This is a genomic window from uncultured Shimia sp. (assembly GCF_947493595.1).
In the GTDB taxonomy this organism is placed as follows: Bacteria; Pseudomonadota; Alphaproteobacteria; order Rhodobacterales; family Rhodobacteraceae; genus Shimia.
The window spans coordinates 442,743-457,257 of sequence record NZ_CANLRL010000001.1; the positions used below are offsets into that span (position 1 = coordinate 442,743).

The 14,515-nt window shown below is 59.4% G+C and carries 14 protein-coding genes; 12 read left to right on the top strand and 2 right to left on the bottom strand.

Annotated elements, in window-relative coordinates; translation table 11 throughout:
• Window positions 1-3: 3 nt before the first annotated feature.
• Window positions 4-2,316 (top strand): xanthine dehydrogenase molybdopterin binding subunit, encoded by a 2,313-nt coding sequence (gene xdhB, locus Q0955_RS02235; protein ID WP_299419331.1) that lies wholly within the window; start codon window positions 4-6, stop codon window positions 2,314-2,316.
• Entirely contained in the window at window positions 2,313-3,140 is an 828-nt protein-coding gene (gene xdhC / locus Q0955_RS02240) for a xanthine dehydrogenase accessory protein XdhC (protein ID WP_299419335.1), read from the top strand. The genes xdhB and xdhC overlap by 4 nt, the downstream gene beginning before the upstream one ends.
• Before the next feature lies 1 nt (window position 3,141).
• Here xdhC and Q0955_RS02245 read toward each other — a convergent pair whose 3' ends face one another.
• Complete coding sequence (locus Q0955_RS02245; protein ID WP_299419338.1) at window positions 3,142-3,528, bottom strand: DUF1801 domain-containing protein; 387 nt, start codon at window positions 3,526-3,528, stop codon at window positions 3,142-3,144.
• A 176-nt stretch (window positions 3,529-3,704) separates the two neighbouring features.
• Between Q0955_RS02245 and Q0955_RS02250 the strand changes: the two genes are divergently transcribed.
• The 9 genes from Q0955_RS02250 (at window position 3,705) to Q0955_RS02290 (ending at window position 13,331) form a co-directional block, all read left to right on the top strand.
• Window positions 3,705-5,999, top strand: a complete 2,295-nt coding sequence (locus Q0955_RS02250; RefSeq protein ID WP_299419341.1) for a bifunctional salicylyl-CoA 5-hydroxylase/oxidoreductase — start codon at window positions 3,705-3,707, stop codon at window positions 5,997-5,999.
• The gene (locus tag Q0955_RS02255) at window positions 5,996-6,754 is read left to right on the top strand and encodes an SDR family oxidoreductase (RefSeq protein WP_299419343.1); all 759 of its coding nucleotides are present in this window, start codon (window positions 5,996-5,998) and stop codon (window positions 6,752-6,754) included. The genes Q0955_RS02250 and Q0955_RS02255 overlap by 4 nt, the downstream gene beginning before the upstream one ends.
• The gene (locus Q0955_RS02260) at window positions 6,751-7,212 is read left to right on the top strand and encodes a MarR family transcriptional regulator (protein WP_299419346.1); all 462 of its coding nucleotides are present in this window, start codon (window positions 6,751-6,753) and stop codon (window positions 7,210-7,212) included. Before Q0955_RS02255 ends, Q0955_RS02260 begins: the two co-directional genes overlap by 4 nt.
• 3 nt (window positions 7,213-7,215) lie before the next feature.
• A complete protein-coding gene (locus Q0955_RS02265) occupies window positions 7,216-8,016 on the top strand; it encodes an enoyl-CoA hydratase family protein (protein ID WP_299419348.1) in 801 nt (266 codons plus the stop codon).
• Window positions 8,017-8,093: 77 nt separating this feature from the next.
• Entirely contained in the window at window positions 8,094-9,260 is a 1,167-nt protein-coding gene (locus Q0955_RS02270; protein WP_299419351.1) for an acyl-CoA dehydrogenase family protein, read from the top strand.
• Entirely contained in the window at window positions 9,257-10,873 is a 1,617-nt protein-coding gene (locus Q0955_RS02275; protein WP_299419353.1) for an AMP-binding protein, read from the top strand. The genes Q0955_RS02270 and Q0955_RS02275 overlap by 4 nt, the downstream gene beginning before the upstream one ends.
• A gap of 10 nt (window positions 10,874-10,883) precedes the next feature.
• Window positions 10,884-11,723 (top strand): tryptophan 2,3-dioxygenase family protein, encoded by an 840-nt coding sequence (locus Q0955_RS02280; protein ID WP_299419355.1) that lies wholly within the window; start codon window positions 10,884-10,886, stop codon window positions 11,721-11,723.
• A 2-nt stretch (window positions 11,724-11,725) separates the two neighbouring features.
• The gene (gene kynU / locus Q0955_RS02285; protein ID WP_299419358.1) at window positions 11,726-12,919 is read left to right on the top strand and encodes a kynureninase; all 1,194 of its coding nucleotides are present in this window, start codon (window positions 11,726-11,728) and stop codon (window positions 12,917-12,919) included.
• Window positions 12,920-12,929: 10 nt separating this feature from the next.
• Window positions 12,930-13,331, top strand: coding sequence for a RidA family protein (locus Q0955_RS02290; RefSeq protein ID WP_295176707.1), 402 nt, complete (start codon window positions 12,930-12,932; stop codon window positions 13,329-13,331).
• Here the strand turns inward: Q0955_RS02290 and Q0955_RS02295 are convergent.
• Window positions 13,328-14,206: a GNAT family N-acetyltransferase gene (locus Q0955_RS02295; protein WP_299419362.1), complete on the bottom strand. Its 879-nt coding sequence runs from the start codon at window positions 14,204-14,206 to the stop codon at window positions 13,328-13,330. The two genes, Q0955_RS02290 and Q0955_RS02295, sit on opposite strands and share 4 nt — an antisense overlap.
• Before the next feature lie 46 nt (window positions 14,207-14,252).
• Between Q0955_RS02295 and Q0955_RS02300 the strand changes: the two genes are divergently transcribed.
• Window positions 14,253-14,396, top strand: coding sequence for a hypothetical protein (locus Q0955_RS02300; protein WP_299419364.1), 144 nt, complete (start codon window positions 14,253-14,255; stop codon window positions 14,394-14,396).
• Window positions 14,397-14,515 lie beyond the last annotated feature (119 nt).

Genomic DNA, 14,515 nt, shown 5'->3' on the forward strand with positions numbered 1-14,515 from the left:
AGAATGAAACAGACCGTCTCCATTCGCGGTTCCGCCCACACTGATCTGATCCACGACAGTGCGATCAAACATGTCTCTGGTGGCGCGGACTACTGTGACGACATCGCAGAGCCGATTGGCACGCTGCACGCCTATTTTGGCACCGCTAAGGTGGCCCACGCGACGATCAATTCCATGGACCTCTCCGCCGTGCGCGCAGCGCCCGGTGTGGTGGGCGTGCTTACCGCCGAAGATGTGCCTGGCGTGAACGACGTGAGCCCAACAGGGCGTCATGACGAGCCGCTCTTTGCCACCGAGAAGGTGGAATTCTGGGGGCAGGTGTTGTTTGCGGTGGTTGCCGAAAGCCGAGACATTGCCCGCCGCGCCGTCGAACTGGCCAAGATCGACTACACGCCACTCGAGCATGTGATTGAGGCGGATGAAGCGGTGGCCAAAGGCTATCCGCATGTGACCCCGCCGATGACGTTGAAACGGGGTGATGTGGCCGAAGGGCAAGCTGAGGCCGCGCACCGCATTCAGGGCCAGATGCGCATTGGTGGGCAAGATCACATGTATCTGGAAGGCCACATCGCCTTTGCCATGCCCGGCGAAGACGACGATGTGATTGTGCATTCTTCTACGCAGCACCCAAGCGAGGCACAGCATATGGTGGCCCATGTGTTGGGTGTGCCGTCCAACGCTGTTGTCGTGAATGTGCGCCGCATGGGTGGCGGGTTTGGCGGCAAAGAAAGCCAGATGAACCAGTTCTGCGCCGTGGCGGCCATGGCGGCCAAAAAGTGGAACCGCGCGGTGAAAATCCGTCCGGACCGCGATCAGGACATGGAAACCACCGGCAAGCGGCACGACTTTGTGGTCGACTATGACGTGGCCTTTGATGACGACGGCAAAATCCAGGCGGTGGACAACACCTTTGCTGCCCGCTGTGGCTGGACCTCGGATCTGTCCGGGCCTGTGACCGACCGCGCGCTGTTCCACGCCGATAACGCCTATTTCTACCCGCATGTGAAACTGCAAAGCCGTCCGATGAAGACCAACACGGTCTCCAACACTGCGTTCCGTGGCTTTGGTGGCCCGCAAGGCGTGGTTGCCGCAGAGCGCATGATGGAAGAGATTGCCTATAAGTTGGGCAAGGACCCGCTTGAGGTGCGCAAAGCCAACTTCTATGGCGACACAGACCGCAACGTGACACCGTACCATCAGACGGTGGAAGACAATGTCATGCCACGGTTGGTGGATGAGTTGGAGCAAACGTCCGACTATCAGGCGCGTCGCAAAGCTGTGTTAGAGCACAACGCCAAAGGCGGGATTATCCGCAAAGGTCTCTCGCTCACGCCGGTGAAATTTGGCATCAGCTTCACCGCCACCTGGTACAATCAGGCAGGCGCATTGGTGCACATCTACAATGACGGCTCCATTATGCTGAACCATGGCGGCACCGAGATGGGGCAGGGGCTGAATACCAAAATTGCTCAGGTTGTGGCCGAAGCGTTTCAGGTGGATTTTGACACCATCAAGATCACCAAAACCACCACCGAGAAAGTGCCCAACACCTCCGCCACCGCGGCGAGCTCGGGTACCGACCTCAATGGCATGGCGGCGCTGAATGCCTGTGAGCAGATCAAAGAGCGGTTGGTGCGATGGGCCTGCGACCACTTTGGCGTAGAGGCGCTACTGGTCGAGTTTGCCCCAAATCAGGTACGTGTCGGCGATCAGACCTTCACCTTTGGTGAGTTCATCAAGCAGGCCTATATGGCGCGGGTCCAGTTGTGGGCCGCAGGGTTCTACAAGACGCCCAAAATTCACTGGGACCGCGAAAAAGGCCAAGGCCGTCCGTTTTACTACTACGCCTATGGCGCGGCTGTGGCCGAAGTCTCCGTGGACACGCTGACCGGTGAGTACACGGTGGATCGCGCGGATGTGCTGCATGATGTGGGCAAGTCGTTGAACCCGATTTTGGACAAAGGTCAGGTTGAAGGCGCATTTGTTCAGGGCATGGGCTGGCTCACCACTGAGGAACTCAAGTGGGATGATAAAGGCCAGCTGCGCACCCATGCGCCCAGCACCTACAAGATCCCGCTGGCCGGAGATGTGCCACGTGAATTCAACGTCAATCTGGCAGATTGGTCAGAGAACCGCGAGCTGACCATCAAACGCTCCAAAGCGGTGGGTGAGCCGCCGTTTATGTTGCCAATCTGTGTGTTTGAGGCGCTTGGCATGGCGGTGGCCTCGGTGGCGGATTATGCGGAATGCCCGCGACTGGACGCGCCAGCCACACCGGAATGTGTGCTGATGGCGGTGGAGCGCCTGCGCGGATGAAAGCTTGCGACCTCATAGGGTTTCTGGAGCGTGAAGAGCGCGCCATGCGGGTGGAAATCACCCGTGTGCGTGGCAGCTCTCCGCGCGAAGAAGGCGCTGTGATGGTTGCGTCCCCGTCGGCAATGGTTGGCACCATTGGCGGCGGACAGCTTGAGTATATGGCATTAGATGAGGCGCGTAAGTTGCTGAAACTAGGTCAATCCTCCGGCTTCATGGATGTGCCGCTGGGTCCGGAGATTGGCCAGTGCTGTGGTGGGCGTGTGGAGATCACACTCATCGAAATGGATAGCGCGGCCCGGGTAAAACTGGTTGCTGACGTGGAAGCGCAAGAGGCCGTTCTTCCCCATGTTTATGTGTTTGGCGCGGGTCATGTGGGGCGCGCTCTGGCGGACTTGTTCCAACATTTGCCGGTGCGCTGTCTGCTGGTGGACAGCCGCTCTGAGGAGTTGGGCCTGTCACAGGCCAACGTGGAAAAACGCCTGACTGCTCTGCCCGAAGCCGAGGTGCGCGGCGCTCCGGCGGGCAGTGCCTTCATTGTGCTGACCCACGATCATGCGTTGGATTTTCTGCTCACGTCCGAAGCGCTGGTCCGCACTGACGCGCGTTGGGTGGGTATGATTGGGTCCGCTACAAAACGGGTGAAGTTTGAACGTTTTGCCCACAGCGAATGTGATGGTCTGAGCGCCGCAGCGTTGCATTGCCCAATTGGCGCAGGTGGTAGTAAAGACAAACGTCCTGAGGTGATTGCCGCCATGGTGGTGGCAGATGTTCTGACTGCCCTGACCTCGGAGCCGGCTGCGCAATTGCAAGAGGCCACGCGGTAATTCAGCCTTTGGTTTTGTGATAGGTTAAGGCCATCACTGCCATGATATGCAACGCCTCTTCAGGCAAATGCGCCGCCAGATCTATGTGCACGGCACGCGTCCCGTCGTAGTCAAACAGATCACCAAACCTGTGCCGCCAGGCGTCCACCAGAGTAGTCTGGCAATGCACCAACATCTCCGCACGTTCCGGTGATTTGTGAGACCAGCTTAGCCGGATCGGTGTGCCCATGCGTTTTGATGGCGCAAAGCTGGGTTGCCCCCATTTCAGGCTTTCCTCAAGCGGCGCTGTATCCGTGGCCTCCGCAGCGGCACGAATGATGTCGCGCAGGCTTTCCAACTGGTCCCGCGCGCCTTCCGGCACGGTGGTGAAGTATTGCTCAATGGTCATGGCAGTCTTTTTGAGGAAGTTGCGTCAATCACGCAAGACGTTGGGGGCTCAAATGTGAGGTGCTGAGAAATTCACAGGTTAGAAATTTCAAGCTTGAAGTAAATTGCGACTCATCCTAGCGTTAAGGAAGCGACGGGGCGCTTGCGGCTCCGCGATCTTCGTCAGGGAGGGAAGATATGCGTGTTGCGTGTTTGGGGGGAGGTCCAGCTGGGCTGTACTTCGCCATTTCGATGAAGCTGCGCGACCCGTCGCATCAGGTCACCGTGATTGAGCGCAATCGCGCCAGTGACACCTTTGGCTGGGGTGTGGTGCTGTCCGATGATGCGCTTGAAAACCTGCAGGTCAATGATCCAAAATCGGCACAGATGATCCGCGATCATTTCGCCTATTGGGATGATATTGCGGTGGTGCATGATGGTGTGCGCACCGTGTCTGGCGGGCATGGATTTGCCGGAATTGGCCGCATGCAGATGCTGCTTTTGCTGCAAGACCGCGCCCGTGAGCTGGGCGTGGAACTGAAGTTTGAGACCGAGTTTGACGACGTTGAGGCGATCCGCGCCGCGTATGATTTGGTGGTGGGCTGTGATGGTTTAAACAGTGTTGTCAGAGAGACTTACGCGGAGCACTTCAAGCCCGAGGTCGATGTGCGTGCGTGTAAATTTGTCTGGCTTGGCACGCATCAAAAGTTTGACGACGCTTTCACCTTCATTTTTGAGAAGACAGAGCACGGCTGGATCTGGGCGCATGTCTATCAGTTTGACGATGAGACCGCGACCTTCATCGTTGAGTGCGGGCAGGAGACCTGGGACAACTTCGGTTTTGAAGCCATGTCCAAAGAAGAGATTGTAGAGACCTGCCGCGCGGTGTTTGCTGACCACCTTGGTGGGCACGATCTGATGAGCAACGCGGCGCATTTGCGCGGCTCTGCGGTGTTCATGAACTTCCCGCGGGTGCTCTGTGAGAAATGGCACCACGAAAATGTGGTGCTGCTGGGCGACGCCTCCGCCACGGCGCATTTCTCGATTGGGTCAGGCTCAAGACTGGCCTTTGACAGTGCCATTGCGCTGGCTGAGTTCCTGCACTCCGAACCGACGATGGAAGGGGCTTTTGAGCGCTACCAGGAAGAGCGGCGGTTAGACGTTTTGCGCCTGCAATCGGCGGCGCGCAACTCTCTGGAGTGGTTTGAGGAGGTGGAACGCTACCTCGATCTGGACCCGGTGCAATTCAACTATTCTCTGCTGACGCGCAGCCAGCGGATCAGCCATGAAAACCTGCGGTTGCGGGATGCGGAGTGGCTCAAGTCGGCGGAAAAGTGGTTTCAGGACCAGGCGGGTGCGCCTGTGGATGCGCCAGTGCGTGCGCCTATGTTTGCGCCTTATAAGATGCGCGACATGGACCTTGCCAACCGCATCGTGGTCTCTCCTATGGCGCAGTACAAAGCGGTGGATGGCTGTCCAACTGACTGGCATCTGATCCACTACGGCGAACGCGCCAAGGGTGGGGCGGGGCTCGTATATACCGAGATGACCTGCGTGAGCGCTGAGGCGCGGATCACGCGGGGCTGTCCGGGGCTTTATGCGCCCGAGCATGAGGCGGCGTGGCGGCGGTTGACCGAGTTTGTTCATGCAGAGACGGACGCGAAGATTTGCTGCCAGATCGGCCATTCGGGGCGCAAAGGCTCCACGCAAGTGGGCTGGGAGATCATGGACGCGCCTTTGAAAGACGGCAATTGGGATTTGGTCTCGGCCTCCGCAACTCCTTGGAGCGACAATAACGCTGTGCCACGTGCCGCTACTCGTGAGGACATGGACGTCATCAAAGCGCAGTTTGTGGCGGCGGCGGAAATGGCGGAACGGGCCGGGTTCGATATGATCGAACTGCACGCCGCGCACGGCTATCTGATCTCCAGTTTCATTTCGCCGGTCAGCAATCAGCGCGACGACGAATATGGCGGTAGCCTGGAAAACCGTCTGCGCTATCCTTTGGAAGTGTTCTCAGCGATGCGGACCGTGTGGCCTGCGGCAAAGCCGATGTCGGTGCGGATTTCGGCCAATGACTGGGTTGGCGAAGATGGCGTGACCCCGCAGGAAGCGGTGGAGATTGCTAAGGCGTTCCGCGCGGCGGGAGCGGATATCATCGATGTGAGCGCGGGGCAGACCAGCATTGAGGCCAAGCCGGTCTACGGCCGCATGTTCCAGACGCCGTTCAGCGACCGCATCCGCAACGAGGCGGTCATTCCGACCATGGCGGTGGGCAATATTTATGAGGCGGATCACGCCAACTCGATCCTGATTGCAGGGCGGGCGGATCTGGTGGCCGTGGGCCGACCACATCTGGCCGATCCCTATTGGGTGCATCATGAGGCGGCGCGGATTGGCGACCGCCATGCCACTTGGCCCAAGCCTTACGAGGCCGGGCGGGATCAGGCCTGGCGGCTGGCAGATCGTGATGCGGAGATGATCCGGGTATGAGCGTAGCAGGGAAACATGCGGTGGTGACCGGCGGCGGCACCGGCGTTGGGGCCGCGATTGCTGAGGCCATGGCGCACGCCGGTGCCAAGGTCACCGTGGTGGGCAGACGCGAAGGTCCCCTGCGCGAGGTGGCGGGTAAGCACAAGTTCATCGGCTGGAAGGTCTGTGATGTGACCGATGCAGGCGCCGTACGTGGAGCCTTTGCAGAAGCGCGGGCTCTGGACGGGCCGATAGAGATTGTCGTGGCGAACGCTGGCGCGGCGGAGAGTGTGCCTTTTGCCAAGATGACGCCGGAGCATCTGACGGCAATGTTGAATGTGAACCTCGCGGGTGTGGTGAACGTCTGGCAGGCGGCGCTGCCGGATATGCAGGTAGCGGGCTGGGGGCGGTTGATCGCCGTGGCCTCCACCGCTGGCCTCAAAGGCTATCCCTATGTCAGCGGCTACTGTGCGGCCAAACATGGCGTGGTCGGGCTGACCCGTTCCGTGGCCATGGAAATGGGCAACAGCGGCATCACCGCCAATGCAATCTGTCCCGGGTTTGTCGACACACCGATGTTGGACCGCTCGATTGAGAACATCGTGGCGAAGACCGGCATGAGCGCTGAGAAAGCCCGCACCAGCCTCACGCGGGGCAATCCACAGGGGCGGTTTATCGAGGTGGATGAGGTGGCAGGTGCCGCGCTGTGGCTGTGCGAAGACGCGGCGCGTTCGGTGAACGGCCACGCCATGACCCTGTCGGGAGGGGAAGTATGACCGAAACACAAAACGACCTGAGCAAGGAGCGGCTGCGGCTCTGGCTGAAGCTTCTGAAAGCCTCGGGCATGATCGAAGATGAAATCCGCCGCCGCCTGCGTCGGGAGTTTGACAGCACCTTGCCACGGTTTGACGTGATGTCGGTGCTGGCGCGCTTCCCGGAAGGGCAAAAGATGAGCCAGATCAGCGATTTGTTGCGCGTTTCTAATGGGAACGTGACCGGTATTGTTGACAAATTGTCGGAGGAAGGGCTGGCGCAACGGGTGGCTGTTCCGGGCGACCGCCGCGCCTCATTGGTGAAACTGACCGACAAGGGCATTGCTGCTTTTGCCGAACATGCCGCGACCCATGAAAGCTGGCTCAACGAGATGCTGGGTGGCCTTGGCGCTGACGATGTGGACGGCATGGCGATCCGTCTGGAACGGCTGATTGAGACTTTGGAAGACAGGGAGATCTGAGCGATGCGCACGGATGTGGAGCACTTTTTGTGCAGTGTTGTGGATGGCATCGCGACGGTGCAATTGAACCGCCCGGAGCGGAAAAACCCGCTGACCTTTGACAGCTATGCCGAGCTGCGCGACTGGTTTCGCGATCTGAGCTATGATGACACGGTCAAGGCGGTGGTCTTTGCCCCCAACGGTGGCAATTTCAGCTCCGGCGGTGATGTGCATGACATCATCGGCCCGCTGACCAAGATGACTATGAAAGAGCTTTTGGCATTCACACGTATGACCGGCGATCTGGTCAAAGCCATGGTGAACTGCGGCAAGCCGATCATTGCGGCTGTCGATGGGATTTGTGCAGGCGCCGGGGCGATCATTTCGATGGCGTCTGATCTGCGCATTGCCACGCCCGAAGCCAAGACGGCCTTCCTGTTCAACCGCGTGGGTTTGGCAGGGTGCGACATGGGGGCCTGTGCGATCCTGCCTCGTATCATTGGACAGGGCCGGGCGGCGGAGCTGCTGTATTTGGGCCGCGCGATGACTGCGGAAGAAGGTCATGCCTGGGGCTATTTCAACCGCGTGGTCGCGGCGGATGCTTTGATGGCAGAGGCGCAGGCTTTGGCGCGGCGCATCGCGGATGGGCCGGGTTTTGCCAATATGATGACCAAAACCATGCTGGCGCAGGAATGGTCGATGTCGATTGAGCAGGCCATCGAGGCAGAGGCACAGGCACAGGCGATTTGCATGCAGGGGCAGGATTTCCACCGCGCCTATCATGCCTTTGTTGCCAAAGAACGGCCGGTGTTTGAGGGCGACTGATCGCGTCGGGACAGGCGGGGGGGCAGCCCCCGTACCCCCGGGATATTTAAGGCCAAATGAAGCAGGGGAGGCTTTACATGGCGGATCAGACTTTTTTGGACTGGCCTTTCTTTGAGGAGGCCCATCGTGCGCGGGCGGCGGAACTGGAGGTCTGGGCCGAGAGTGCCTTGGCGTCGGTGAGCCATGCGGATGTGGATGGCACCTGTCGTGATCTGGTGGCGCGTTTGGGCGACGCGGGGTTCTTGCAGGTCACAGCGTCTGAGGAAGGCGCGTTGGATGTGCGGACCCTCTGTTTGAGTCGGGAGATTTTGGCGCGCCATGATGGCTTGGCAGATTTTGCCTTTGCCATGCAGGGGCTGGGCACCGGAGCCATTTCTCTGTTTGGCTCCGCGCGTCAGAAGGCTGCGTGGTTGCCGTTGACACGTGCAGGCAAAGCCATTGCAGGGTTTGCGCTGACGGAACCACAGTCCGGCTCTGATGTGGCCAATTCCACCATGACCGCGACGCTAGACGGCGATCACTTTGTACTGAATGGCGAAAAGACTTGGATTTCCAATGGCGGCATTGCTGACGTTTACACGGTGTTTGCCCGCACGGGTGAAGCGCCGGGGGCCAAGGGATTGAGTGCCTTTGTTGTGCCCGCAGACACGCCCGGTTTATCCGTGATTGAGCGCTTGGAAACCATCGCACCGCATCCGCTGGCAACTCTTCGCTTTGAGGCGTGTCGTATTCCGGTCAGCGCGCTGATTGGCGACGCAGGCCGTGGCTTCGCCATCGCCATGTCGGTGCTGGATGTGTTTCGATCCACTGTGGCGGCGGCGGCTTTGGGCTTTGCCCGGCGGGCATTGGATGAGGCAGTGGCGCGGGTGCAGGCGCGGGAGGTGCAGGGCGCGCCATTGTTTGAGTTACAGATGGTGCAGGGGCATATTGCGGATATGGCGCTGGATGTGGATGCGGCCGCGCTCTTGGTTTATCGCGCGGCCTGGGCCAAGGATTCCGGTGCACCACGGGTGACGCGCGAAGCGGCGATGGCCAAACTCTTTGCCACCGACCATGCGCAGCAGGTGATCGACAAGGCGGTGCAGCTGTTTGGCGGCGATGGCGTAAAATCCGGCGAGGTGGTCGAACGGCTCTATCGCGAGATCCGGGCCTTGCGGATTTATGAGGGGGCGAGCGATGTGCAACGTGTTGTGATTGCACGCCAGACCTTGGCCAATGCAGCAGCAGAAGGAGCGGGAAAATGATGGGCGCCAGCGCACATGAGGACAGCTTCACGCGGGACAATCTCCCCCCCAAGGAGATGTGGCCGGACCTGCTGTTGGCGGGGTTTGACTATCCGGAGCAGATGAACGCCGGCTGGGAATTGACCGATGGCATGGTGGCCAAAGGTTTTGGCGACAACACCGCACTGATCGGCAATGGCCGGCGTCGGACCTACAAGGAACTGACGGACTGGACCAACCGGTTGGCGCATGTGTTGGTTGAAGATCTGGGGGTAAGGCCGGGAAATCGCGTGCTTATCCGCTCTGCCAACAACCCGGCGATGGTGGCCTGTTGGCTGGCGGCGACCAAGGCGGGCGCGGTGGTGGTGAACACCATGCCGATGCTGCGCGCGGTGGAGTTGAGCAAATATGTGGAGAAGGCAGAGATCAGCCACGCGATTTGTGACACGCGGTTGATGGAGGAAATGACGGCCTGTGCTGAGGCCTGCGATGGCTTGAAGGTCATTGGTTTTGATGGCACGGCCAACCATGATGCTGAGCTGGATCGGCTGGCACTTGAAAAGCCCGTGACGTTTGAGGCGGTGCCAACGGCAGCGGATGATGTTGCGTTGATTGGGTTCACCTCGGGCAGCACTGGTGAGCCGAAAGGCACCATGCATTTCCACCGGGATCTGATGATCATTGCCGACGGCTATGCCAAAGAAGTGCTGGACGTGCAGCCGGAAGACGTCTTTGTTGGCTCGCCACCTTTGGCCTTCACTTTTGGGCTTGGTGGGCTGGCGATCTTTCCTCTGCGTTTTGGCGCGGCGGCGACTTTGTTGGAGCAGGCCACGCCGCCCAATATGATTGAGATCATCGAGAAGTATAAAGCCACCGTCTGTTTCACCGCGCCGACAGCTTATCGCGCGATGTTGGCGGCGATGGACGAGGGGGCGGACCTGTCGTCTCTGCGCTCTGCCGTGAGTGCCGGGGAGACGTTGCCCGCGCCGGTCTACGAAGAATGGCAGGCTAAAACCGGCAAGCCGATGCTGGATGGCATTGGTGCCACTGAACTGTTGCACATCTTTATCTCCAACCGGTTTGACGATCACCGCCCTGCCTGTACCGGCAAACCTGTGACGGGCTATGAGGCCAAAGTGGTGGGGCTGGATGGCGCATCCTTGCCGCGTGGTGAGGTTGGGCGATTGGCCGTGCGTGGCCCAACCGGCTGTCGCTATCTGGGCGGTGAACGGCAGGACGAATATGTGGTGGATGGCTGGAACATCTCCGGTGATGCTTTTTGGCAGGACGAAGATGGCTATTTCCACTTTGCCGCCCGCAATGACGACATGATCATTTCTTCCGGCTACAACATCGCTGGGCCTGAGGTGGAGGCTGCTTTGTTGGCGCATGAGGCAGTGGCAGAATGTGCCGTAATCGGCGTGCCCGATGAGGCGCGCGGCGCGATTGTCGAGGCACATGTGGTGCCCGCCGTAGGTTTTGCGTCGGACGACACCACGGCCAAAGTGCTTCAGGATCACGTGAAATCCACCATCGCCCCTTACAAATATCCGCGCTCGGTGGTGTTCACTGACGCGCTTCCCAAGACGGAAACCGGCAAAATTCAGCGCTTCCGTCTGAAGCCAGCCAACTAAGGACAACCCAATGACCGATACAGCTTATGATCCGTCGACCGACGGCGCCAAAATGTCCTTCAAAGATGCCATGTCTTATGGCGACTATCTTCATCTGGACGGCATCCTGAACCAGCAGCACCCGCAGTCCGAGGCGCATGACGAGATGCTGTTTATCATCCAGCACCAAACGTCGGAGCTGTGGATGAAGCTCGCCTTGCATGAATTGGGCGCGGCGCGAGAGGCGCTCAAATCAGGTGATCTCAGCCACATGTTCAAGATGTTGGCCCGCGTGAGCCGGATTTTTGAACAGCTCAACAACGCCTGGGACGTGCTGCGCACGATGACTCCAGCGGATTACACCACGTTCCGTGAGAGCCTGGGGCCAAGCTCCGGTTTTCAGAGCCACCAATACCGGTTGATCGAATATGTGCTGGGCAACCGTAATCCCAATATGGTGAAGCCGCACGCCCATGTGCCCGTAGCCAAGGCAGCATTGGAAGCAGAACTGGCACAACCGAGTTTCTATGACGAGGTGATCCGCTATCTTTATGTCTCGCTGGATGGGGATGACAGCGCCATGCCCGCACCGCAGCTCAATCAGCCGCACTCTGTGGTTGATGAGGTTCAGGCGCGCTGGAAAACCGTTTATGAGGATGTGGATACTCATTGGCGTCTTTATGAGTTGGCGGAAAAATTGGTCGATCTGGAGGATTACTTCCGCCGCTGGCGGTTTAACCACGTCACCACGGTGGAGCGGGTGATTGGATTCAAACGCGGGACCGGCGGCACGTCGGGCGTGCAGTATCTGCGCAGGATGCTGGATGTGGAACTCTTCCCCGAACTTTGGCACCTGCGCGGAGATTTGTGAGCATGGGCGTTTCGCTTCCCAGAAAAGAGCTGTTTGATGTGCCTGAGGGCGTGATCTACCTCGATGGAAATTCTTTGGGCGTGCTGCCCAAAGGTGCCGCCGAGCGGGCCCAAAAGACCATCACCGAAGAGTGGGGCGGGCAGCTTATCAAGGCATGGAACACCGCCGGCTGGATGGCCTTGCCACAGGTGGTGGGCGACCGGCTTGCTGACTTGATCGGCGCGCCTGCGGGTTCTGTGGCCACCGGCGACACGCTGTCGATCAAAGTCTATCAGGCCTTGGCGGCGGCGTTAAAAATGCGCCCAGATCGCAAGGTAATCCTGTCTGACAATGGCAACTTTCCCTCCGACCTCTATATGGCCGAAGGGCTGATCAAGACCTTGGATCAAGGATATGAGTTGCGCACACCGGCGCCAGAGGATGTGGCCGAGGCCATCTCTGAGGAGGTCGCTGTGGTGATGCTGACGCAGGTGGATTACCGCTCTGGCCGCATGCATGACATGCAGGCCATCACCAAGCGCGCACATGAGGTTGGCGCGGTGATGATCTGGGATCTCGCGCATTCCGCCGGCGCGGTGCAGGTGGATATGGCGGGATGCAACGCCGAGTTTGCCGTCGGTTGTACCTACAAATACCTCAACGGCGGGCCGGGCGCGCCGGCGTTTATCTATGTACGCCCTGACATCGTGGAGAGCATAGAACCCGCGCTCTCCGGCTGGCTGGGCCATGATGCGCCCTTTGCGATGGAGCTGAACTACCGCCCCGCCTCCGCCACCGAGCGTATGCGCGTTGGCACGCCGCCGATCTTGCAATTGGGCGTTTTGCAAGAAGCGCTCAAGGCTTGGGATGGTGTCGACATGGCGGAGCTGCGGGCCGCGTCGCAACGCCTGTCTGATCTGTTTGTCAAAGAGGTCGAGGCGCGCTGTCCCATGCTATCGCTCGCCAGCCCACGGGACTCCAATGCACGTGGCTCGCAGGTGTCGTTTGCCTTTGAGCAGGGCTATCCGGCGATGCAGGCGATCATTGATCGCGGCGTGATTGGTGACTTCCGCGCGCCCAACATTATGCGCTTTGGCTTTACACCGCTCTATCTGGATGACGCGGATATTGTGGCGGCAGCAGAGATCATCGAAGATGTGATGACCAATGAACATTGGCGCGCAGAAAAGTACAACGTGCGTTCACGCGTGACGTAAGACGAGGACTATGGGTTTGAAAACAATACATCCTGAGGGCTGGGCGCCCGCGTTGGGTTACGCCAACGGCATGTTGGCTGAAGACGGCACGCTGCATATCGGCGGGCAGATTGGCTGGAACAGTCAGAAGGTCTTTGAAAGCCATGATTTCATTGGCCAAATGACGCAGGTTCTGCAGAACATTCGTGAGATCGTCGAAGCAGCAGGCGGGCAGCCCAGCGACATTGCGCGGCTGACGTGGTTTGTGAAAAGCAAATCTGAGTACCTCGCGCATCAACGCGAGGTTGGCCAAGCCTACCGCGCGGTCATGGGACGGCATTTCCCGGCCATGTCTTTGGTGGTCGTTGCTGATCTTGTGGAAGACGAAGCGCTTTTGGAGATCGAAGCCACGGCGCATATCGGCAGGGGTTAACCTGCCGTCATCGCCTTGCGGTCCAATAGCTTCAAAGGCGACAACAGCTTGCCTAAAGGTGGCCACCAGATCCAACTGCCGCCCAAGGGCCGCAGGGTGGCGCCGGTGCCGAGCTTAAATCGCGCCAGTCCGGCGGCTTTTTCGGTGTCTACCTGACCCAGCTCCAGCGTGGTCACGCCTTTGCCCGCCAGCCAGTTCATACCTTCCCACACAAGCAGATTGTGCGCGCTGGCTGCGCGACCGGCTTCGGTGGTGTGGCTGATGTGATAGGTCGCGCTGTCGCCGTGACACAGGAACAGCATTGCCGCGACGGGTGTCTTGCCATCAAACGCGGTGAACAGTTTTGCGCTGCCGCGATTGGCCTTGCTGTAGGCCAGCGTCAGCGCGTCTGACCAAGTCGCATAGCCGCGTGATGCCTGTTGCTGCGCGTCCTGCTGCAAAATCCAGTTGTCGGGCTTGATTGGCAGGTTCTGGCGCGTCACGCGCAGACCTTGGCTTTCGGCAAACACCAAGCGGTTGCGCCATTTTTGGTGCATTTTCCCGCGCAGGTCGCCGGTCAGGGGGAGCTCTGCCACATGGGTTGGCGTCATCACCGGCACGGCGCCAAGATCGCCCAGCCAGGGGGCCGGATGGTCCGGGTTGAGCACCAACACTTCGCGCCGCAAACCGGCCTCGCGGATCAAACCGGGCAGGGTGGCTTTCGCAATTGTGGCGCGCGGCAGCATGGCGACATTCACGCCACCAATCTGGCGGCGCAGTACCAATGTGCCATCGCGCAACGTCTTGGTCTGCGTCTCGGTCAGCGACAAAGCCTGCCGGTATTCGTCACTCTGCTGCAACGGTCGCGCGGGGAGGGGGAGGGAGGCATCCAACATGTCCGCGATTAACGCATCTGAAACCTAATTCATGGTTAATGAAACAATGAGAAAGTCAAAACAATCCGCCGTAATGGGGCAATTCGCGCCCGCCGTGACATGGACCAAAGCCGCCGCCGTGCTTTTGGCCACCGTTATTTCGATCCCAGTGTTTGTGGTGTTGACCATCATTGATGTGTTGTTTCTGTAACGCGCTGCCTGTTCCGCGCGGCATTTATTGAATTGTTGCAAAAACGGGCGCGAATTTTCCGCTCAAGTTGCGGGAAAGCGGCGGAACCCACTTGACCTCCTCAAAAGGCTGAAATACAT